The organism is Micromonospora sp. Llam0 (assembly GCF_003751085.1).
Classification (GTDB): Bacteria; Actinomycetota; Actinomycetes; order Mycobacteriales; family Micromonosporaceae; genus Micromonospora_E.
This window is the reverse complement of record NZ_RJJY01000001.1, coordinates 6,209,170-6,230,195: the sequence shown is the minus strand read 5'-3', so window position 1 is coordinate 6,230,195 and position 21,026 is coordinate 6,209,170. Positions and strand designations below refer to the sequence as shown.

Below are 21,026 nucleotides of genomic sequence, written 5' to 3'. Positions count from 1 at the left end.
CTCGGTCGGCCTGCTGTTCAAGGCGACGGCGCCCCTGCCACGTCTGGGCCCCCGGACGTGTACCAGGGGGCCCGACACGGGTGACCGGTTTCAGGCCGCCTGCACCAAGGTCGCCGCGTTTCGGTGCGCTGCTGCGGGTGCTGCACGTGGCGTTCTACGGCGCGGCGTGGGACTTCACCCCGGTGCTCGGCACGGTCGCGATCCTGGACCATGCTGGTCGGGGCGATCCTGGCCGGTCACCCAGACCGACATCAAGCGGCTGCTGGGCGTACTCGTCCGGTGGCCAACGCCGGCTATCTGCTGGTCGGCGTGTTGTCGCTGTCGCCGAGGGCCTGGCCAGCACGATGTTCTACCTGGTGGCGTACGGCTTCATCGTGCTCGCCGCGTTCCGGGTGGTCACCCTGGTCCGCGACGCCGACGGCGAGGCCACCCACCTGTCCCGCTTGGGCGGGGTTGGGGCCGGCGGTCCCCGCTGTTCGCCGGCATCTTCACCTTCATCCTGCTGGCGTTCGCCGGCATCCCGTTTGACCAGCGGCTTCACCAGCAAGTTCGCGGTCTTCGGGGCGGCGGTCGGGGACGGCCAGATCTTGGCTGAGTGATCGCCGTGTGTTGACCAGCATGATTCTCGCCTTCCCGTACCTGCGGGTGGTGGTGATGATGTGGCTGAGTGAGCCGAGCGACGCCACCCCGACGGTGGTCATCCCGGTGCGCTGACCTCGGCGGCGCTGATGATCGGCGTACTGGCCACCCTGCTGCTCGGGGTGCGCCGGGAGCGCTGCTCGATCTGACCAGCAACGCCGCCGAGTTTGTCCGATGAAACCACCTCACCCGCCCCCAACCTGGGCCCCACCGCCGCTGTGGCATGGTTGGGGGTGTGGTGAGGACGGCTGACGGCAGCTCCTTCGCGTCCGGCGCGGGAGCGGTGACCTCGATCCGGGATCGACATCGTCGACCCGCAGCTGCAGGCGTCCCATCGCCGGGATCCTGGCCGACGTCGAGGCCGAGCTGCGCGACAGCGTGTTCAGCGCCGACCCGTTCGTCACCGAGGCGGCCGCCACCTGGTCGAGGCCGGTGGCAAGCGGTTCCGCCCGTTGCTGGTGGCGCTCGGTGCGCACTTCGGCGACCCGGCGGCACCGCTGGTGGTGCCGGCGGCGGGTGTGATGGAGCTGACCCATCTGGCGACGTTGTACCACGACGACGTGATGGACGAGGCGCTGGTGCGTCGTGGCGCACCGAGCGCCAACTCGCGGTGGACCAACTCGGTGGCGATCCTGGTCGGGGACTACCTGTTCGCGCGGGCCGCCGACCTCGCCGCGGATCTCGGCATCGAGGCGGTACGGCTGCAAGGCCCGCACGTTCGCCCGGCTGGTGCACGGCCAGAATCGCCGAGACGGTCGGCCCGCGTGACGGGGAGCAGTCGGTCAACCACTATCTGAAGGTGATCGGGGACAAGACCGGGTCGCTGATCGCGACCTCCGCGCGGTTCGGCGGGATGTTCGGCGGCGCGGCCCCGGAGCACGTCGAGGCCCTTGCCGGGTACGGCGAGATCATCGGGGTGGCGTTCCAGCTCTCCGACGACCTGCTCGACATCGCCTCGGACTCCCGCCCAGTCGGGCAAGACACCCGGTACCGACCTGCGGGAGGGGGTGCACACGCTTCCGGTGCTCTACGCGCTCGGCTCGGATGACGGTGACGCCGCCTCCCCGGCGACTGCGGGAGATCCTGGCCGCCGGCCCGGTCACCGACGACGATCTGCACGCCGAGGCGCTCGCCCTGCTGCGCGAGTCGCCGGCGCTGAAGCGGGCCCGGGAGACGGTGCGCGGCTACGCCGAGGACGCCCGGTCCCGGCTCGCGCCGCTGCCGCCCGGCCCGGCCCGGCAGGCGATGCAGTCGCTGTGCGATTTCATCGCCGACCGGACGAACTAGCCGGGTCCTGGTTCTCGGTCCCGGTCCCGGTCCGGTCGCACGGGCGGATTTCCGCCGGTTGGCGGGGGTAGGGAGCGACGAACGGCACCTCCATTTGCGATGATGTTGCGTTAGCCAATAGCATGAACCGTACGTGTCGGGCGCCCACACCGATAGTCGCCACCTGGTGCCCCTGATTCGAAAGGGCATTCCACAGGCGGCTGTCTTTTCATATGGTGTAAGTCCCCGGCGGCGGAGGTGGTTGTGCGCGACCCCTTGGCGGAACCTTCGGACCTCATCCGGAGCGTTTCACGGGCACTGCGTGTGCTCGAAGCGGTCGGACGTGCTCCGCGCGGACTGGACCGTCAAACAGATTGCCCGGCGCTGCGAGCTGACCGTGGCGACCACGTACCACCTGGTGCGCACCCTGGCGTACGAGGGCTACGTGATCCGTCGCGAGGACGGCACCTACATCGTCGGCCTCGAGGTGGCCGACCGCTACCGCGAACTGGTCGCCGCGTTCCGCGGCCCGCCAGCGGTCGGTGAGGCGCTGCGCCGCGCAGCGGTGGAGACCGGCTACAGCCACTACCTCGGCCGCTTCGTCGGTGCCCAGGTGGCGGTGACCGCATCGGCTGACGGGCTGCGCTCGCCGTACCTTGAGGACCTGGTGCCCGGGTTCGACGAGGGGGCGCACGCCACCGCGCTGGGCAAGGCGCTGCTCGCCACCCTCACCCCCGACCAGCGGTTCCGCTACCTCAAAGAGTTCGGCATGCGGCCGTTCACCTCGGCCACGATCACCACCATCGAGGGCTTCGAAGCCGATCTCGCGGTCGGCGACCGGCGCGGCATGCACCTGGAGATCGGGCAGTACCGGCAGGGCCTCGCCTGCGCCGCGGTGATGGTCAACGCGGACAAGGACGTCGAGCGGCGGGTGGCGATCGCCTGCGCGTTGCCGGCGGCCGAGATGATGACCTCGGCCCGGGTGGTCCGTGCGAAACTGCTCACCGCCGCCCGGGCGGTCGCCGAGGCGATGACCGGCCCCGAGCATCCGGGCTGCTGAACAGTTTCTCCAGGACCTTGAACCGCCTGGCCGACGGCTACGTGTCATGAGGCGGAAGGGAAGGGCGCCTCTTGACCGACCAGGATTCACAACTGATGCGCGCGTTGCACGAAGAGCACGGTGGACGCGCTCTTCGCCCATGCGCTGCGGCTGGCCGGTGGCGACCGGCAGCGGGCCGAGGACCTGGTCCAGGAGACGCTGCTGCGGGCCTGGCGACATCCCGAGTCGCTGGACCCGGAGCGGGGATCCGTACGGGCCTGGCTGTTCACCACGGCTCGGAACCTCGCGATTGACGCCTGGCGTCGACGCAGTGTCCGGGTCGGCGAGGTGGTCACCGACGAACTGCCGGAACCACCACCAGCGGTGGACGAGGCGGACCGTGCCGTGGAGGCGTGGACCGTCGCCGAAGCCCTCGGCCGGCTCTCCCAACCGCACCGGGAAGTGCTGATCGAGTGCTTCTACCGGGGGCGTTCGGTATCGGAGGCGGCGGCCAGGCTCGGTGTTCCGCCGGGTACCGTGAAGTCACGGACACATTACGCACTGCGCTCGTTGCGGCTGGTGCTGGAGGAGATGGGGGTGACCCAGTGAGGTGTGACTACGCGCACGACGACGGCGCGTACGTCCTGGGTGCCCTGTCACCCGCCGAGCGAGCGGCGTACGAGCATCACCTCGCCGGCTGCCCGAGCTGCCGGCAAGGCGGTCGCCGACATCGCGGTGCTGCCCGGTCTGCTCGGCCGGCTGGATCCAGCCGGCTTCGAGCAGATCAGCGACCCGCCGTCGACCGAGCCCCGGTTGGCCACCCTGGTCGACGCGGCGGGCCGGGCCCGCCGCCGGGGCCGGCGGATGCGCCGCTGGCAGACCGCCGGGGCGGCGCTGGCCGCCGCCGGTCTCGCGATCGTGGTCGGCTTCGGGGTCGGCTGGGTGGGTGCCGGCGGTACGCCGGATACCGCGCCCGGTTCCCAGCTCGTCGCGATGCAGCCGGTGGCTTCGCAGTTGCCGATCCACGCCGAGGTGGGTCTGCAGGCGGCGGCCAACGGCACCGAGGTCACCATGCGCTGCTGGTGGGAGCCGACCAACCCGGACGGCCGACCGATGGATTTCGAACTGGTCGCCTACGACCGGGACGGGGCCAAGCAGCAGGTCGGCTCGTGGGCGGTCAGCCCCGGAGCCGAGATCGTCTTCACCGGGGCTACCCGGTTCGAGCACGACCAGTTGGAACGGCTCGAACTGGTCCGTGCCGACGGCGCGGCGATCCTGGCGTACCAGGTTGGCTGACCCGGTCGGTTGACTGGGTCGGTTGACTGGGCGGCGTACCTGGTCGGCTGACTGGGTGGCGTCCCACGGCGGCCGATCTGGCTGGCCGATCTGGCTGGCCGATCTGGCTGGCCGACCTGGCTGGCCGACCTGGCTGGCCGGTCAGTCCCGGTCCAGCACCAGACCCAGCAGCCAGGTGACCACCCCGACCAGCAGCGCCCCGAGCACGGCGGCCGGCCAGAAACCGTCTACCTGGAACGGCAGGTCGAGCTGGCCGGCGATGAATCCGGTCAACAGGAACAGCAGTCCGTTGACGACCACCGCGATCAGCCCGAGGGTCAGCAGGTACAGGCCACACCCGACGGTCTTGATGATCGGCTGCAGCACCGCGTTCACCACGCCGAAGATGACCGACACGAACAGCAGCGTGACGACCGCCTCGCCGATCGCGTCGGTCTGCAACGTGATGCCCGGAATGATCAGGGTGGCCAGCCAGAACGCCAACGCCGTACTACCCAGGCGGATGAGGAGGCTTTTCAGGAAACCCATCCGGGAATCCTGCCATGCCGGTCGTCGCCGTCGCGCCCGGCATCGCCGTCCAGCGATACCATCGTGTGTCACCCTCTCTCATGGTCGAACCGCCCGTGACGCCATGTCGTGCACCGGTTGCGGCCCGTCGCTCCCGGAGGTGCACGGTTGACGTCCCGGCAGCACCAGTTGCAGTCCCACCGGTACGCAGCGCGACGGTTGGTCGAAGCGTTGGTGTCCAGGCAGGCCGATCCGGCACGACCAGCCCGCCGGACCGCCCCGGCGACGCTGGCCGGGGTGCTGGTCGCCGTGCTCGGATTCGGTGGTGCCGCGGCGTACGGCGCGGTGACCGGATCCGTGGCCACCGACTGGCGGGACAGCCGGGTGGTGATCGTCGAACGGGAGTCCGGGGCCCGGTACGTCTACCGCGCCGGCCGGCTGCACCCGGTGCGGAACTACAGTTCGGCGTTGCTGATCGCGGGTACGGCTCCACCGCGTACCGTGCTGGTGCGGCAGGCCGCGCTACGCGGCGTCGAGCGAGGTTCTCCGCTGGGTATCCCCGACGCGCCGGACTCGCTGCCCCGCCCCGAGGACCTGACCGGTCCGGAGTGGACGGTTTGCTCCAGCGTCGCCGACCAGGGTGAGTCAGCCGCGCCCAGCATGTCGGTGCTGCTCGGCGTGGGTAGCTCCGGCGGTCGGCCGCTCGGCGACGACGCGCTGCTCACCCGGCTACCGGACGGTGCCGTACAGCTGATCTGGCGGGGTCGCCGGCACGCCGTGACCGAACCGGAGCTGGTGCTCGCCGCGCTCGGCTGGACCCGGCACCGCCCGTTGCCGGTCGCGCCGGCGGTGGTCCGGGCCCTGCCGGCCGGGGCCGACCTGGGCCGCCTGACGGTCCCCGGTGCCGGGCAGCCGTCCCGGACGATTCCGGACACCACGGTCGGCGAGGTCTTCCTGGTAGTCACTCAGAGCGGCTTGCGACAGTACGCGGTGGCGTACCGTGACGGGCTGGCCGGGATCACCCAGGTGCAGGCCGATCTGCTGCTGACCGCGCACGACCAGGCCGGCCCGACCCGGTTGACCCAGGGCCGGTTCAGCGGCCTGCCCCGGGTCGACGAGTTGATCCCGGACGGTCCCCAGGCACCACCGGCCGAGACGCCGGCCCTACGGTCGGCGGCGACCGGCACGGTCTGCGTCGGCGGCGCCGGGATCCAGTCCCCGCTACGGGTGGCGGTGGATCCGGACGCCCCGGCCACGGGCGTCCGGTTGCCGCCCGGCGGCGGCGCTCTGGTCGAGGCGGTACGGCGGGACGAGGCGGTACGGCGGGACGAGGCGGTGCGGCCGGACGGGGACACCCCGCAGGTCAGCCTGATCACCGACGCTGGACTACGCCATCCGGTCCCCGATCCAGCGGTGTTGCCGACGCTCGGCTACCCGGGCGCCGCGCGGTCGCGGCTGCCGGCCGAGGTGGTCGAGCTTGTGCCGGCCGGTCCGGACCTGGACCGGCGGCTCGCCCTCGGCTGACCGCCTCCCCGGTTGAGCCGCGCTCTGGCTGATTCGTCGCCGGTGCCACCGCAACCGAGCCGTTATCCACAGCGGACGAGTCCGGGGCAGCGGCGACGGGCCGACCCGACTACGGTCGGCGAGGTGACGTTCACCGCCGTCGACGGCGGGGTGAGCGGGCACCGTCCGGCGCGGGAAGCACCGGGGCGGAGAGCACCGGGGCGGACCGGGACCGAGAGGGGCCACAGCGTGTCGCAGACGCAAGCCGAGTTGGCGGTCATGCAGCGGGCAGCCAGCCGTTTCGACCAGGTCGACGAGGAGCTCGATGCGATGCTGCGCGGTCTGCTGCAGCGGTTGGAGGTGCTTCAGCACGCCTGGCGTGGTGCCGGTGGCCGATCCTTCGAGCAGGTCACAGCCGGGTGGGCCAGGGAGCAGGCGGCGTTGCACCGGGCGTTGCGCGAGACGGCCGGAGCGATCCGTACCGCGGGGACGCAGTACCAGGCGACGGACGTCGCGGCGGCGGACCGGGTGACCCGGGCGGGGCGACGGATCGAGCTGCCGCTCTGAGCCGGCCCGGCGGCCTGCCGCCTCGGGACGACCTGGCGGGCGGCGCGGCGGTATGACACAGAGGAGGTGACCAAGTTGGCCGACGGCGAGCTGGTGGTGGATTTCCGGGCGTTGCAACAGGCCAGCGCCGACATCGGGCAGGCGCTGCGTACTCTCGGGTCGCAGTTGCACCAGGTGGAGCGGGAGGCTGCGCCACTGGTAGCGACCTGGGACGGTGCGGCCCGTCAGGCGTACGAGCAGCGGCAGGACCGGTGGCGCGGCGCGGCGCAGAATCTCCAGGCCCTGCTGCGGGAGATCAAGGTCGCGGTCGACGAGTCGGCCGCCGACTATCTGAGCACCGAACGGCGCAACGCGGACCTGTTCCGATGAGCCGAATCGTGTCCTCTCGACTACGCGAAGTATTTTCTCAGATGAGTTGATCTGCAAGGCGTCCGCCGGCCGTTGTGATCGTGGCACCACCTTGTAGGTTGTACCGGACGCGTGTGGCCTGTCCGGTGGAAAGGGGGGTCGGCCGTGACCGATTGGCAACCGGCCACCGAGATCGAGGCCGCGATGCGTGACGCCCTGCTCCGTCAGGACCAGGAGCTCTACTTCCAACTGCTGGCCGGCACCGAGTTGCTGCTCCCGGTTTCGGCTCAGGCCCTGGCCGGTCAGGCCCCGATGGGCTGGGGCACCTGGACCACGAACGGGCGGACCCACGTTCTCGCATTCACCTCGCCGGTCACCCTGCACGCCTGCCTTGGTGACAGCGGCAGTTCCGCCCGTCGGGTGACGTTCGCGGAGCTGGCCGCCACCTGGCCGAACCTGGAGTGGTGGCTGGCGGTCAACCCGGGTCTGCCGATCGAAGGCTGGTTGCCGGCCTGGTTCGTCGCCCAGCTGGCCCGCGGAGACGCGCGACTGCCGAACCGCGGCGGCCAGTCCGAGGGCCGCGCCGATGCCGCCGCTCGGGCCCGCGCGACCGCCACCGTCCCCGGACCGGCTGGCCACCCCGGCGGTGCCGGCTTCGTCGACGGTGGGCACGCGCCACCGCCGGACCATGGCCGGCATCCCACCCAGTACGCCGCCGAAGCTTCCGCCGCTGCCAGCCCACCGCCGGCGCCGACCACTCCGGCGCCGACCACTCCGGCTCCGGAAGGTCAGTGGCCGCACCCGGACAACGCGGCCGCCGACCCGGCGCCGCCGACCGCCCGTCCGGTGTCGTCCAGCTCGCCGCCACCGTACGGTTCGACCCGATCCCCGGCCGGCGCGACCGCCGGGCTGTCGGCCGGCGGTCTGCCCCGCCGGGTGCCGACTCCCGCGCCGCCCACCGAAGACCCGCCACCAGCGGTGGAACAGCCCGGCGCGGCCGGCGACCCAGTCGTCGGGCCGGCCACCGAACCACCGTCCGGTCCGTCGGTCGAGCCAGACCTCGGTCCGTCGGTCGAGCCAGACCTCGGTCCGTCGGTCGAGCCAGACCTCGGTCCGTCGGTCGAGCCAGATCTCGGTCCGTCGGTCGAGCCGGCGTCCGGGCCGGCCTTCGAGCCGGCCAACGACGTGGAGCGGGACCTGGTCGCGGCGGCGGGCGGCGGGGGCAGCAACTCGTTCCTGTCCACCCTGCTGCTCGCCAAGGTGCTGCTGCCGGTCTCCGAATCGTCCGCGGCCGGTTCCAGACCCGGCGACGAGGGTTTCACCTGGCGGACCGAGGCCGCCGCCGACGGTACGTTCGTCGTGGTGTTCACCTCGCCGGAGCGGATCGCGGATCACTTCGACACCCCGGTCGAGACCGTCGAAGTGAAGTTCGTCCAGCTGATCCGCCGCTGGCCGGACCCGCAGTGGTCGTTCGTCATCAACCCCGGCACCCCGGTCGGCGCGAAGCTGCCCGGCACCGAGATCGTCGGCCTGGCCAGCTGGGCGGCCGAAGTCGGGCTGGGAGACGAGGAAGCCGACGTCGAACAGCCGGCCGAACCCCAACCCGGCACGTCGGCCGCGCCGAAGCCGGCCGTGTCCAGCGGGCAGGACGTCCCGGGGCAGCCGACGACGATGCAGAAGACCGTCGCCGCCAGCCAGGTCGGCTACTACCTGGACCGTGGCTACGACCGGGTGTCGGGGTTCGTGCACCGCGCCGCCGAGGTCGCTCACCTGGACACCCCAGCCAAGCTGTACGCGGCACTCGGGCTCGGCTACGCCGGGTCACCGTTCGCCCCGGACGCCGACGAGATCTTCGTGTTGCGGTGGCCGGCCTACCGGCCGAGCCTCTACCGGATCCCCTACGGCGGGCAGAACGAGAACGCCATGCGGGCGATGGAAGGCTGGGTGATCGAGCGCTCGCCGTTCCGTGGCAACGGCTTCGCCCCCGGGGAGAGCAGCGACGTCGTGGCCGAGTTCAAGGTCGACGGGATTCGGCTGCCGCACGGCTCGCAGCTGTGGCGGCTCGGCGCGGACGGTACCGGGACGCTCATCGCCCGGCTGGACGCCGACGAGACCGCCTGGCAGCGGGTCAAGGAGGAATGATGCGCGACGGCTACGTCGCCCGCTGGCAGGGGCAGGAGTACGACGCCAGCCCGGCCGGCGACGAGGTGCGGATCTACCAGCCGACGGAGGGCGAAGGCTTCACCGCGATCCGCTCCGGCCGGTACGTCCGGGTGGTGCCGATGTCCGAGGTCGACGACCTGGCGTACGTCCGTACCACCTGCACCTGGCACGGCCAGCCGTTCGTCGTGCTCGCCAAGCACGACGGCTGGCTGCGGGTCGAGTACACCGGCGGTCGGGCCCCGGTCGCCCAGTCGCTCGGACTGGAGGAGTTCGACTTCGGTGTCTACCAGGGCTGGGCGGCGGCCAACGAGGTGACCGAGCTGCGCGAGCACCGAGTCTGACCCGACCCGGGCCGCTGGTCAGCTCTTGGCCCAGCGCAGCACCTCGCCGAGCACCACCTCCGGCGACTCGACGTGCGGAAAGTGCCCCACCTCGTCCAGCAGCCGCCACTCGTACGGGGCGATCACGTACCGCCCGGAGCCTTGCGCCGTCCGGGGCAGCACCGCCGGATCCAGCGCTCCGTGCAGCTGCAACGTCGGCGTCACCAGCGGCTCCTGCAACAGCTTGACGAAACGGTAGCCGTGCAGCCGCAGTAGCGATCGGAACGCCCAGCGGTGCCCCTCCAGCGCGCAGAACGACGCCTGCGGGATCCGCATCGCGGTCCGGCACAGCTGCTCGTACTCGGTGAACCGGGCTCCGCCGGTCCACGTCGGCCCACCCCACTGGCGGAGGAACCCACCGATCATCGCCGCGTCGTCGCGGGTCAGCACGTGTTCGTAGCGGGGCAACTGGAAGCGCAGCGACGGGGTGGAGGCGGCGGCCTGCCCACGCGGGTCGGTGAAGATCGCCGAGCGTAGCCGCAGCGGGTGGGCGGCCCCGATGACGACCAGCCGGCGCACCATCCTCGGGTGGAACGCGGCGGCGGTCCACCCGATCATGCCGCCGAAACCGGCGCCGACGATCACCGCCGAACGCTCGCCGAGCGCCCTGATCATGCCGGTGACGTCGGCGGCCAGCGTGTATCCGTCGTACCCGCGCGGCGGCTTGTCGCTCGCGCCGAAACCGCGCATGTCGACCGCCGCGGCACGGTAACCGGCGTCGGCCACCGCCGGCAGCATCTCGTGCCAGGCCCACCAGAACTCGGGAAAGCCGTGCAGGAAAAGGACCAGCGGGCCGGTGCCGGCCTCGACCACGTGGAACCGGCTGCCGTTGGCACCGACGTACCGGTGCTCCCAGGGGCCCTTGATGAGCACACAGGACTCGTCGACCGGGCCCGCTGTCCTGCCACGTTCTGCCATGGCGACAGCGTAGGCCGGCCCCGCACCACCGTATCCGGCCTGGGCAAACAATAGAGGTTGATTCAGGGTGGTCACCGGCGTGGGCTCAGGGTGGTCCACCGGGGGTGGCGGACTTCCGCCGCTGGCGGCGGACCCGGCCGGGCGGCGATACGGTTGCCGGATGGCCGACGATGCTGCCGGACCCGCGCCGGGCAACCCCCAACCGCCACCCGTCCCGTTGATCAGCGTCGCCGGGCCGCCGGCCGAGTACGGCGCCGGTTACGGTGCGGCGGCGGCGTCGGTGATCGCCCGCAACATCGAGCACTACCTGCGGCGGTTTCGCGACGAGGCCGGGTTGAGCAGGTCGGCGGTACGGATCGCCGGTGGCACCTTCCGCAACGCCAGCCGGGCCGCCCACCCGAGGATCGTCGAGGCGCTCGACGCGGTGGCCGGCGGAGCCGGGGTGCACGTCGACGAGGTCTACGCGCTGAATGCCCGTACTGAACTGTTGTACGGCACCGGGCGGACGGCGGCCGACCCGCCGCCCAGCGACCCCACCGATGCCGGCTCCGATTCCGGCCGCGGCGGCGACGTTGGTCCGGACGGTTCGGCCGGCGGCTGTACGGCGGCCGGGGTGCTCGGCTCGCGGACCGCCGACGGCCATCTGCTGGTCGGCCAGAACTGGGACTGGCATCCCGACCAGCGGGACACCATGGTGCTGCTGCGGAGCACGGACGAGCGGGGACTGACCGTGCTCACCCTCACCGAGGCGGGCATGCTCGCCAAGGCCGGGCTGAACTCGGCCGGGCTCGCGGTCTGCATCAACATGCTGGGCAGCGACCGGGACGGGCTGGCGCCGGGCCGATCGCCCGGGGTGCCGTACCACGTGCTGCTGCGCGCGGTGCTGGAAGCCGGCAGCCTCGGGCAGGCGACCCGGGTGGCCTGCCGTACGCCCCGGAACGCGTCGATCAACCTGCTGCTCGGCCAGGCCGGCCCGGCCGGCGGGGAACTGCTCGACCTGGAGGTGGTCCCCGGTGACGTCGGGTGGACCCACCCGGTGGACGGCGTGCTCACCCACGCGAACCACCTGGAGACGGCCCTGCCGGTACGGGACACCACGAAGAACCTCGGCGGCTCGTCGATGTTCCGGGCGGCGCGGGCCCGCCGGCTACTGGTCGAACGGGCGGCCGGTGGGCCGTTGAGCCTGGGCGACCTGGCCGACGTGTTCCATGATCATCTGGGTCTGCCGTTGGCGATCTGTCGGCATCTCGACGAGCGGGACGCACCGGCGGACCAGGCGGAAACGGTCTACTCGGTGCTGATCGACCTGGACGCCCGCCGGCTGGGGCTGGCCGCCGGCCCGCCGTGCCGGCACGACTACCACTGGCTGGAGTTGGCCGACGGCGTCACCGGATGACCTCCGCCCGGATCAGTTGCCAGTGCTGGCCCGGCCCGCAGTGGATCCGGATCCGCAGCGGAGCCACCTTCACCCGGATCCGGGTGTGCTGGGTGAGCGCGGTGCCGTCATCGCCGTACAGCGCGTGTTCGGTCCCGTCGTCGGTGACCAGCCCGTAGCAGGGTCCGGTGCCACCCCGGGTCACCGTACCGACCAGCCAGTCGCCGGTGATCAGGTCGGACGGGGTCTTCGGTGGTGTCCCGGGTCGGGGCAGCGTCGGCGGTTCGGTCCGGGACAGGCCGGGCGTTTCGGTCGGTGTCGGTGCCGGTGTCGCTGGTCCGTTGGATCCGCCCTGCGGGGCATCCGGACTGTCGGATCCGCTCTGCGGGGCGTCCGGTTCGTGCTGCGAGGCGTCCGGGGTCGCCGGCATCGGTGCTCCTGACGTGCGGCCGCCGCCCTCGCAACCGGCGACGGCGATCAGCACCATGCCGGTCAGCGTGGCGGCGACGGCCCGGGAGGCTGACTGTCGGATCAGCTTCGGTACTGCCATGCCGGTTGGACGCCGCCCGGCCGGCCGGAGTTCCACCGGCCGGCCGGGACCGCGTCACCGCCGGGTCAGGAGATCCGGATCTTCATCGTGGTGCCGTCCACCGACACCACCCGGATCTTCACGCCGACCGCGGGCAGCTTCACCCCGTGGTTGGGCAGTTCCTCGTAGAAGTACTTCCGGGTGTCGTTGAACAGCGGCTGCGCCGCCTGGCCGCGTACCCAGTGCGGTTCGCCGTTGATGTGCAGGGTGAACCCGTCGGCCTTCTTGAGGCTGAACGGCGCGTCGTACACCTGGACCCGGGCCCGCCACGGCGCGCCGGTCAGGTTGTACATCGGTCGCGGCCGCGAGTCGATGTACAGGTTGCGCCCCTCACCCGGGTGCACGTTGGTGTTGTTGTCGACCTGGGAGGTGTCCCAGTACGAGATCAGCAGACCCTCCTGGTACGCGTAGTGGTCCACCATGTCGGGCTTGGTGTCGGCGTACCCGAAGTAGTACGGGCCGGTCTCCAGGTAGCGGTCGTACGAGACGTACGACCGGTGCCCGGCGATGTAGTAGTTGTCGTAGTCGGCGGTCACGCTGGCCCCGACCGTGGTCCAACCGTCGAGGTCCCAGCCGCCGTCGCCCTCGGCACCGTCGGTGAAGATCGGCGAGCCGTCGGCGGTCACGGTCATCTCGTCACCGAAGAAGCCGCCGTACGCCACCGCGCCGTCGGTGCGGTAGAGCAGCCGGACCAGTACGGCGTCCCCGGCGTACGCGTCCAGCGGAACGTTGATGTCGACCCACTGGCCGCCGGTCGAGCTGTCGATCGCCGGGGTGCCGCTGCCGTCGGTGCCGTACGGGACGCCGTTGACGGTGCCTTCGAGGGAGGTCCAGCTCGCCCCACCGTCCGCCGACGCCTGGAAGTACAGGTAGTCGTAGTCGTCCTCGATGTCGTAACGCGCCTTCATCGACAGTGCGGCGGTCGAGGCACCGGCGAGGTCGAACTCACGGGTCATCGTGTTGCTCATGTCGTCTTCGTTGCCGGAGAAGTACTGCATCTCACCGGCGTACGGCTCGCCGAGCTCGGTGGTGACCTCCTTCTTCGGCAGCACGACAACGACCGCCTGGGCCCGCTTGGTGTTGTACTCCTGTGGACCCAGGTGCAGGGTGCGTTTCTGCCCGGCCACCACCACCTCGTAGTCCAACCAGCCGAGCTGCAGCTTGTTCCAGGCACCGAGGTCACCGGGGCGCTCGCCGATCCCGCCGTCAGTGGCGGCACCGAGGCGGCTCTGCGCCATCAGCGTCCAGTGCTCGTTGTTGTTGTCACCGCCGCCGGAGGTGTCGTAGTCGTCCGGCAGGCCCAGGTCGTGGCCGTACTCGTGGACGAAGACGCTCAGCCCGCCGTTCTCCGGCTGGATGGTGTAGTCGCCGATCCACAGCCCGCTGTCGCCGATCTGGGTGCCACCGGCCGGGTTCTGCGCCGGGCCGGTCAGCCCGATGTCGGTGGCGAAGGCGTACCAGCGGTGGCTCCAGATCGCGTCCTCACCCTGCCACGGGTCACGGTCGGCCTGGTCGCCACCGGCGTGCACGATCTGGAAGTGGTCGATGTAGCCGTCGGCCTCGTTGAAGTCGCCGTCGCCGTCGAAGTCGTACCGGTCCCACTTGTCGAACTCACGCAGCTCGGCGGCGATCTCCTCGTCGGTACGGCCGAGCGCCTGCTGGTCGGCGACCCACTGGTTGGAGGCATCGCGCAGCAGTTGCCAGACGTTGCTGCAGACGTTGCCGCCGCAGAGGTCCCGGCCGTACCGGGCCTCGTTGTAGCGGACCTTGACCCAGTCGGTGACGGTGCCCTCGACGCTGTACCGCCCGGAGGACTGGGTCTCGTAGTAGGTCTTGACCGACTCGACGCCTTCACCGGCGCCGAAGTAGAGGTCCCGGTAGTGCTCCGCAGAGTAGTCGGCCTGCCAGATGGTGGTGTTGTCGACCGTCCGGTCCGGCTCGGGGATCTCGTTGTGCAGCGGTCCGTCGAACCGGGCCGGGCCGTCCCAGTTCGGATTGCTGTCCACGTCGGGGTAGGCCGGGTGCCGTTCGTTGCCGAACTCGGCCAGGATCACGAAGATCCGGTCGGTGGTCTCCCGCTCCAGTTCGACGTACTGGTCCTTGCCGGAACCGGCACCACCACGGGCAGCCCGGCCGGCGATGCCGGTGCCCGACGTCTCACCGACCTTCGCGACGGTGCTCGCGCCCCGCCGTTCCGGTGTGAGTCGGCCACTGACTACTTCGCTCACTGCGCGTTCGCGCAGTTCACGACGCTTCTCGCCGAGCGGGTTGGGCAGGTCGTCGCTCGGGGCTTCGGCCCGGGAAGGAGCCGCCACCGGTGCGTCCACCGGTGGTGCGGCCATCGCCGTCGCGGGTAGAGCAAAGCCCATGCCCGAGGCGAGCGACACGGTGAGCATCCCCACCATGACTTTGCGCACCTGGATACCTCCGGTTCGGGGGAATCAACGCCGCCACTTGGGTGAGGGCGGCACGATCTCCGGATGATGTGGCCCCCGTTGTTGGGGCCATCGTGAACCTAGTCACCCGAGGGAACCCCTGTGAAGGTCAATGCGTCGATTTGTTTCACGCTCCCGGCTGGAACGCCCTGATATGTCACAACGATCACGGCGTGAAAAATGGCCGGCCCGGCCGCCGAAGCGACCGGGCCGGCCTCGAATCGTCCACAGCCGGCGGTGCGCCGGGACCGCGCCACCGCCGGGACCGCGCCACCGCCGGCGGCGGACGTCAGTCGTCGTCGGACTTGCCACCCTGCATGCCGGAGGAGATCAGCTCCATCACGGTGGAATCCTGCAGCGTGGTCACGTCGCCGAGTGACCGGTTCTCGGCGACGTCCCGCAGCAACCGGCGCATGATCTTGCCGGAGCGGGTCTTCGGCAGCTCCGGCACCAGCATGATCTGGCGGGGCTTGGCGATCGGCCCGAGCGTACGCGCCACATGGTTGCGCAGCTCCTGGATCAGCGCCTCGCCGGCCTCGCCAGCGATGTCCGCGCTGCCGCGCGGGATGGTGAACGCGACGATGGCCTGACCGGTGGTCGGGTCGGTGGCGCCGACCACGGCGGCCTCCGCCACCGACGGGTGCGACACCAGCGCCGACTCCACCTCGGTGGTGGAGATGTTGTGCCCGGAGACCAGCATCACGTCGTCCACCCGGCCGAGCAGCCAGATGTGCCCGTCAGCGTCCTTCTTGGCCCCGTCACCGGCGAAGTACATCTTGTCGAACCGGGACCAGTAGGTGTCGATGAACCGCTGGTCGTCGCCCCAGATGGTGCGCAGCATCGACGGCCACGGCTCACGCAGTACCAGGTAGCCGCCGCCGCCGTCGGGCACCGACTCGGCCTGGTCGTCGACCACGTCGGCGCTGATCCCGGGCAGCGGGGTCATCGCGCTGCCCGGCTTGGTGGCGGTCACCCCGGGCAACGGCGAGATCATGATCGAGCCCGTCTCGGTCTGCCACCAGGTGTCCACGATCGGACACCGGCCGCCGCCGATGTGTTCCCGGTACCACATCCAGGCCTCCGGGTTGATCGGCTCACCTACGCTGCCGAGCAGCCGCAGCGAGCTGAGGTCGTACCCGGCCGGGATGTCCTCGCCCCACTTCATCATGGTGCGGATCAGCGTCGGCGCGGTGTAGAGGATGCTCACCTTGTACTTCTGCACCAGCTCCCAGAACCGGCCCTTGTGCGGGGTGTCCGGGGTGCCCTCGTACATCAGCTGGGTGGCGCCGTTGGACAGCGGACCGTACACGATGTACGAGTGCCCGGTGACCCAGCCGATGTCGGCGGTGCACCAGTAGACGTCGGTCTCCGGCTTGAGGTCGAAGACCGCGTGATGGGTGTACGACGCCTGGGTCAGGTAGCCGCCGGTGGTGTGCAGGATGCCCTTCGGCTTGGCCGTGGTGCCGCTGGTGTAGAGGATGAACAGCGGCTGTTCGGCGTCGAACGGCTGCGCCTCGTGCTCGGTGCTCGCCTGCTCCACCGTCTCGTGCCACCAGTGGTCCTTGTCGGTCCAGGTGACCTCCTCGCCGGTACGCCGGACCACCAGGACGTGCTCCACCGACGGGCACTGGGCCACCGCCTCGTCGACGGTCGGCTTCAGGGCCGAGGGCTTGCCCCGCCGGTAGCCGCCGTCGGCGGTGATGATCACCTTGGCGCTGGCGTCCTGTACCCGGCCGGAGAGCGCGTCGACCGAGAAGCCGCCGAACACGACGTTGTGCGTCGCGCCGATCCGGGCGCAGGCCAGCATCGCGACCGCGGCCTCCGGGATCATCGGCAGGTAGATCGCCACCCGGTCACCCGCCGTCACACCGAGGTCGGTCAGCGCGTTCGCCGCCTGGCAGGTCATCCGGTGCAGGTCGGCGTAGGTGATGGTGCGGGTGTCGCCCGGCTCACCCTCCCAGTGGATGGCGATCCGGTCACCGGCCCCGGCGGCGACGTGCCGGTCAAGACAGTTGTACGCGACGTTGAGCTGACCGCCGACGAACCACTTGGCGAACGGCGGGTTGGACCAGTCCAGCACCTGGTCCCACTCCTTGGCCCAGTGCAGCCGGCGGGCCTGGTCCGCCCAGAAGCCGAGTCGGTCGGCGGCTGCCTCGTCGTACGCCGCCGCAGTGACGTTGGCCGCCCCTGCCAGCTCGGCGGGCGGCTCGAACCGACGATTCTCCTGAAGTAGATTCTCCAGCGTTTCGCTCATGCGTGGGGCTCCTCACACGTCGCTTGACTTGCTCCGAGGTTAGTGTCGCCGTCCCGCCGGCACGAGACTTGGCGGATACCTGGGTACCCATCGCGCGCCGAGCGGCCACACCGGCGCGGCGGGCGGTTCAGCCGGCCAAGCTTGTACCGTGTCGCTGGTGACCGAGACCGACCCGCTGGCTCCGCTGCTCGACCTCGCCGACGTGGCACCCGCGCTGGACCGCGCCCGGGAGCAGGTCGACGCCGCGTTGCGGCACCGGGCGCTGCGTCGGCACGGCGGGGCGGTGGCGGCCGAGATCAGCCTCCGCTCGGCGGTGGCCAGTGCCGCGTTGGACGGGCACGGCCATCCGGTCGCCGACGTACGCGCCGGGACGGTGACCGATCCGGTGGTGCAGGGGGCGCTGCGGGTGGCCGAGGCGGTTCCCGCGCTGGCCGACCGCTGGTCCCGTACCCCCCGTCAGGTTTTGGCCCGGTTGCACGTGCTCGCCGCGCGCGGGCTGGTGCCGGCCGATCAGCTGGGTCGTCCGGTCGCCGGGCCCGACGTCACGCCGGGGCCGGATGCGGCGCTGCGGCTGGACGGGGTTTCCGCGCTGGTCGGCGGCGGCACCTCGGTGCCGGCGCTGCTGCTGGCCGCCGTGGTGCACGCCGAGCTGCTCGCGTTGCGGCCGTTCGCCGGGCCGGGCGGGGTGGTGGCCCGGGCCGCCGCGCGGCTCACCCTGGTCGCGGCCGGCACGGACCCGCGTGGCCTGCTCGCCGTCGAGGTCGGTCACCACGAGCGGCAACCCGAGTACGTGGGTTCAGCGGGCGCCTTCGCGACGGGTACGCCGGACGGCGTCCGCTCCTGGCTGCGGCACTATCTGACCGCGGTCGAGCTGGGTGCCCAGGAGCTGACCCGGGTCGCCGACGAAGTGCTCGCCAACGCCTGAGTCGCGCGACCGGGTCGGCTGGACGACCGGTTCCGTAACCTGCTGAACCGGTCCAAACCGTCATGTATCCCCTTCGGCCCGTGGGCTTGGCCCATCATGTGTGCTGTGGCCTGATGCCACAGGTGCATCAATATGCACCTGTGGCATCAGGCTCGCGCAGGCCAACCAGAGGCTCGCCCAGGTCGCGCCTGTTGGCTTGGTCGCGCGTCGCTGATCTCGCTTGGCAGGTGCGGGGTCAGGCCGAGGCTGTCTTTGTCCGGCGGTGCCGGCCGTACCAGGCGATGCCGATCGCGACCCCGACCCCGACGCTCAACGCGGCGGCCGCCACCGGGACCGCCGGACGCTCCCGCAACCTGCGGCCGAGCGGGATCGGGTGGCGGAAGGCGAGGACCGGCCAGCCCTGCTCGGTGGCGAGCTTGCGGAGCTGGCGGTCCGGGTTGACCACCGTCGGGTGCCCGACGCATTCGAGCATCGGTACGTCGGTCACCGAGTCGGAGTAGGCGTAGCACTCGGCGAGGTCGTATCCGCGCTGCTCAGCGAGCTCGGTGACACCGGTGACCTTGGCGGCCCCAGCCGCGTAGAACTCGATTTCTCCGCTGTACCGGCCGTTCTCCACGGCCATCCGGGTGGCGATCACGTCGGTGACGCCGAGCAGTTCGCCGATCGGCCGTACCATCTCCTCGCCCGACGCGGAGACCAGCACCACGTCCCGACCGGCGTTCTGGTGCTCCTCGATCAGCGCCGCCGCCTCGGCGTAGACGTACGGGTTGATCAGCTCGTGCAACGTCTCCGCGACGATCTGCCGGACCTGCTCCACCTGCCAGCCCTTGCACAGCGCGGCCAGGTAGTCGCGGGTGCGGGCCATGGTCTGCTCGTCGGAGCCGCCGAGCCGGAACATCAGCTGGGCGTACGCCGACTTGACCACGTCCCGCCTGGTGATCAGCCCGTCGCGGTAGAACGGCCGGCCGAACGCCAAGGCGCTGGACTTGGCGATGACAGTCTTGTCGAGATCAAAAAAAGCGGCGCTGCGGCCCACGACGGTGCAGTCTAGCCGGAGCGGGCCGTCGCCGACGGCCGGTGCGCCGGCGCACCGGCCGTCGCCGGGGATCCCCGGGGATCTGACCCGACGATCAGGAACCTGAGTGGCCCAACCTGCGTCCTGTGCCGTCAGCGGTGCGACTCCCGGTGAAAACGCCACTCGACGGGTGGCGGTCTGCTCAGGCATGCTTGTCATGACACAGTTATCTTTCCGTCCCAGGCTTCATCCAGAGGACACTCGGCGGTTGCACCCCCCGTGACCGCTGAGCGGGTTCGGCTCGACCCCCCCGGAGCCGGACCCCAGGCGACCCCCGTCTCCCCCCGGCGGGGGTCGTCGCTATTCCAGGGCGCGTTCCAGCTTCCGGCGCTGTCCCGCCACCCGGTCCTCCTCACTTACCAGATCAGCTGACCGGCGCTGACGTTGTCCACAGCCAGTCCCGTTGTCCACAGGCAGCCCCGTCGTGGACGCGCCGGCACCGGGTCGGCACCCACAGTTGCGGCATCCCCTCACCGACCGCAGGAGGTCCGGATGCCGCCGCGCACCAGCACCGCCGCACCCCGCCGGCTGCCACTGGTCGTCACCGCTGACGAACGACTGCTCGACGACCTGCTGCGCCTCGCGGCGCTCGCCGGCACCGACGTCGACCTGGCCGCCGACCCGGCCGCCGCCCGGTCCCGGCAGGCCGCCGCCCCGCTCGTCCTGATCGGTGCCGACCAGGCGGACGCCTACCTGCGGGCCAGAATGCCCCGCCGACCCCGGCTGGTCCTGGTCGGCCGGGCCGACCAGGACCAGCCCTGGCAGGTCGCCGAGCTGCTCGGTGCCGAGCACGTCGCGATCCTGCCGGCGGCGGAGCCGTGGCTGGTCGACCGCCTCACCGACAACGGCGGCACCGACAAGCCGGCCGCAGCTGTCATCGGGGTGATCGGCGGCCGGGGCGGGGCCGGCGCCAGCGTGCTGGCCGGTGCCCTGTCGGTCACCGCCGCCCGGCTCGGGATGCGTAGCCTGCTGGTCGACGCCGACCCGCTCGGCGGCGGCCTCGACCTGGTCCTCGGCTGGGAGCAGATCGACGGTCTGCGCTGGCCGGCCCTCGCCGACAGCGACGGCCGGATCGACCCGTCGGCGCTGGCCGGTGCACTGCCCTGCCGGGGCGACCTCGGGCTGCTCTCCTGGGACCGGGGCGAACCGCTACCGCTGCCCGCCGCCACGATGACCGCCGCGCTCGACGCGGCCCGGCGGGAGCGGGACGTGGTCGTCGTCGACCTGCCCCGCCGGCCCGACGACGCGGCGATCGCCGCGATGCACGCCACCGACCGGGTGCTGGTGCTGGTCCCGGCCGAGTTGCGGGCCACGGCGGCGACCGCCCGGGTGATCGCCGACATCCAGCGGCACTGCACCGACCTGTCGCTGGTCGTGCGCGGACCGGCCCCGGGCCGGCTGCGGGCCCGGGAGATCGGGCGGACCCTGGGGCTGCCGGTGACCGGGGTGCTGCAATCTGAGCCACGAGTCAGCCGAGGGCTGGAGCGCGGTGACGCTCCAGGTTCGTCGGGCCGGGGTCCGTTGGCCGAGTTGTGTCAGCGGATCGTCGCCGGCCTGGTCGACCGTACGGCGGCAGCGTCGTGACGGCGGGTTCGGCCGGTTCGGGCGCGGGTGACCGACGTTCTGGTGAAACGGCCTCCAGGCACCCGCCATTATCGCAATTCTGCTATACTTCTCAGGTATCGTGGCCCGTCTACTACCACCCCGAGGCGGAAGCGGAGCTGCGCGAGCTACCGACCTCCTGGAG

15 protein-coding genes and 4 pseudogenes are annotated in these 21,026 nt (G+C 71.3%); 13 read left to right on the top strand and 6 right to left on the bottom strand.

Features of this window, described 5'->3' with window-relative positions:
• From EDC02_RS26985 to EDC02_RS26965, 5 genes and pseudogenes are all read left to right on the top strand, one after another.
• Nucleotides 1-817: pseudogene (locus tag EDC02_RS26985) on the top strand (NADH-quinone oxidoreductase subunit N); the annotation flags it as partial.
• A 45-nt stretch (nt 818-862) separates the two neighbouring features.
• A pseudogene (locus EDC02_RS26980) lies at nt 863-1,926 on the top strand (polyprenyl synthetase family protein).
• A 243-nt stretch (nt 1,927-2,169) separates the two neighbouring features.
• Nucleotides 2,170-2,965: pseudogene (locus EDC02_RS26975) on the top strand (IclR family transcriptional regulator).
• Between the two features lie 92 nt (nt 2,966-3,057).
• Nucleotides 3,058-3,553: pseudogene (locus EDC02_RS26970) on the top strand (sigma-70 family RNA polymerase sigma factor).
• Nucleotides 3,550-4,266, top strand: a complete 717-nt coding sequence (locus tag EDC02_RS26965; RefSeq protein WP_233606455.1) for a zf-HC2 domain-containing protein — start codon at nt 3,550-3,552, stop codon at nt 4,264-4,266. Before EDC02_RS26970 ends, EDC02_RS26965 begins: the two are co-directional and overlap by 4 nt.
• A 115-nt stretch (nt 4,267-4,381) precedes the next feature.
• Here EDC02_RS26965 and EDC02_RS26960 read toward each other — a convergent pair whose 3' ends face one another.
• A complete protein-coding gene (locus tag EDC02_RS26960; RefSeq protein WP_123604353.1) occupies nt 4,382-4,768 on the bottom strand; it encodes a phage holin family protein in 387 nt (128 codons plus the stop codon).
• A gap of 147 nt (nt 4,769-4,915) precedes the next feature.
• On the opposite strand from EDC02_RS26960, the gene eccB reads away from it, so the two are divergent.
• The 5 genes from eccB (at nt 4,916) to EDC02_RS26935 (ending at nt 9,669) form a co-directional block, all read left to right on the top strand.
• On the top strand, nt 4,916-6,271 hold the full coding sequence (gene eccB, locus EDC02_RS26955; protein WP_123604352.1) for a type VII secretion protein EccB: 1,356 nt from the start codon (nt 4,916-4,918) through the stop codon (nt 6,269-6,271).
• Between the two features lie 228 nt (nt 6,272-6,499).
• Nucleotides 6,500-6,817 carry a WXG100 family type VII secretion target gene (locus tag EDC02_RS26950; RefSeq protein WP_123605183.1) on the top strand — a complete coding sequence of 106 codons (318 nt, stop codon included), beginning with the start codon at nt 6,500-6,502 and terminating at the stop codon, nt 6,815-6,817.
• A 75-nt stretch (nt 6,818-6,892) separates the two neighbouring features.
• Nucleotides 6,893-7,186 carry a WXG100 family type VII secretion target gene (locus EDC02_RS26945; RefSeq protein ID WP_123605182.1) on the top strand — a complete coding sequence of 98 codons (294 nt, stop codon included), beginning with the start codon at nt 6,893-6,895 and terminating at the stop codon, nt 7,184-7,186.
• 144 nt (nt 7,187-7,330) lie between these two features.
• Nucleotides 7,331-9,307 carry an SseB family protein gene (locus EDC02_RS26940; protein WP_123604351.1) on the top strand — a complete coding sequence of 659 codons (1,977 nt, stop codon included), beginning with the start codon at nt 7,331-7,333 and terminating at the stop codon, nt 9,305-9,307.
• Entirely contained in the window at nt 9,304-9,669 is a 366-nt protein-coding gene (locus EDC02_RS26935; RefSeq protein WP_123604350.1) for a hypothetical protein, read from the top strand. Before EDC02_RS26940 ends, EDC02_RS26935 begins: the two co-directional genes overlap by 4 nt.
• 18 nt (nt 9,670-9,687) lie before the next feature.
• On the opposite strand, the gene EDC02_RS26930 is transcribed toward EDC02_RS26935, so the two are convergent.
• Nucleotides 9,688-10,626, bottom strand: coding sequence for an alpha/beta fold hydrolase (locus EDC02_RS26930; protein WP_123604349.1), 939 nt, complete (start codon nt 10,624-10,626; stop codon nt 9,688-9,690).
• A gap of 160 nt (nt 10,627-10,786) precedes the next feature.
• Here EDC02_RS26930 and EDC02_RS26925 point away from each other — a divergent pair, with 160 nt between their 5' ends.
• Nucleotides 10,787-12,022 carry a C45 family peptidase gene (locus EDC02_RS26925; RefSeq protein ID WP_148083643.1) on the top strand — a complete coding sequence of 412 codons (1,236 nt, stop codon included), beginning with the start codon at nt 10,787-10,789 and terminating at the stop codon, nt 12,020-12,022.
• Here the strand turns inward: EDC02_RS26925 and EDC02_RS26920 are convergent.
• The 3 genes from EDC02_RS26920 to acs form a co-directional block, all read right to left on the bottom strand.
• Nucleotides 12,012-12,551, bottom strand: coding sequence for a hypothetical protein (locus tag EDC02_RS26920; protein WP_123604347.1), 540 nt, complete (start codon nt 12,549-12,551; stop codon nt 12,012-12,014). The two genes, EDC02_RS26925 and EDC02_RS26920, sit on opposite strands and share 11 nt — an antisense overlap.
• A 65-nt stretch (nt 12,552-12,616) precedes the next feature.
• Complete coding sequence (locus EDC02_RS26915) at nt 12,617-14,992, bottom strand: immune inhibitor A domain-containing protein (RefSeq protein ID WP_123605181.1); 2,376 nt, start codon at nt 14,990-14,992, stop codon at nt 12,617-12,619.
• 322 nt (nt 14,993-15,314) lie between these two features.
• Nucleotides 15,315-17,279: an acetate--CoA ligase gene (acs, locus tag EDC02_RS26910; protein WP_123604346.1), complete on the bottom strand. Its 1,965-nt coding sequence runs from the start codon at nt 17,277-17,279 to the stop codon at nt 15,315-15,317.
• A 157-nt stretch (nt 17,280-17,436) separates the two neighbouring features.
• Between acs and EDC02_RS26905 the strand changes: the two genes are divergently transcribed.
• The gene (locus tag EDC02_RS26905) at nt 17,437-18,204 is read left to right on the top strand and encodes an oxidoreductase (protein ID WP_123605180.1); all 768 of its coding nucleotides are present in this window, start codon (nt 17,437-17,439) and stop codon (nt 18,202-18,204) included.
• 235 nt (nt 18,205-18,439) lie between these two features.
• Here EDC02_RS26905 and EDC02_RS26900 read toward each other — a convergent pair whose 3' ends face one another.
• Nucleotides 18,440-19,240 carry an HAD family phosphatase gene (locus EDC02_RS26900; protein ID WP_123604345.1) on the bottom strand — a complete coding sequence of 267 codons (801 nt, stop codon included), beginning with the start codon at nt 19,238-19,240 and terminating at the stop codon, nt 18,440-18,442.
• Nucleotides 19,241-19,771: 531 nt separating this feature from the next.
• Between EDC02_RS26900 and ssd the strand changes: the two genes are divergently transcribed.
• On the top strand, nt 19,772-20,863 hold the full coding sequence (gene ssd / locus EDC02_RS26890; RefSeq protein ID WP_123604343.1) for a septum site-determining protein Ssd: 1,092 nt from the start codon (nt 19,772-19,774) through the stop codon (nt 20,861-20,863).
• Nucleotides 20,864-21,026: the final 163 nt, after the last annotated feature.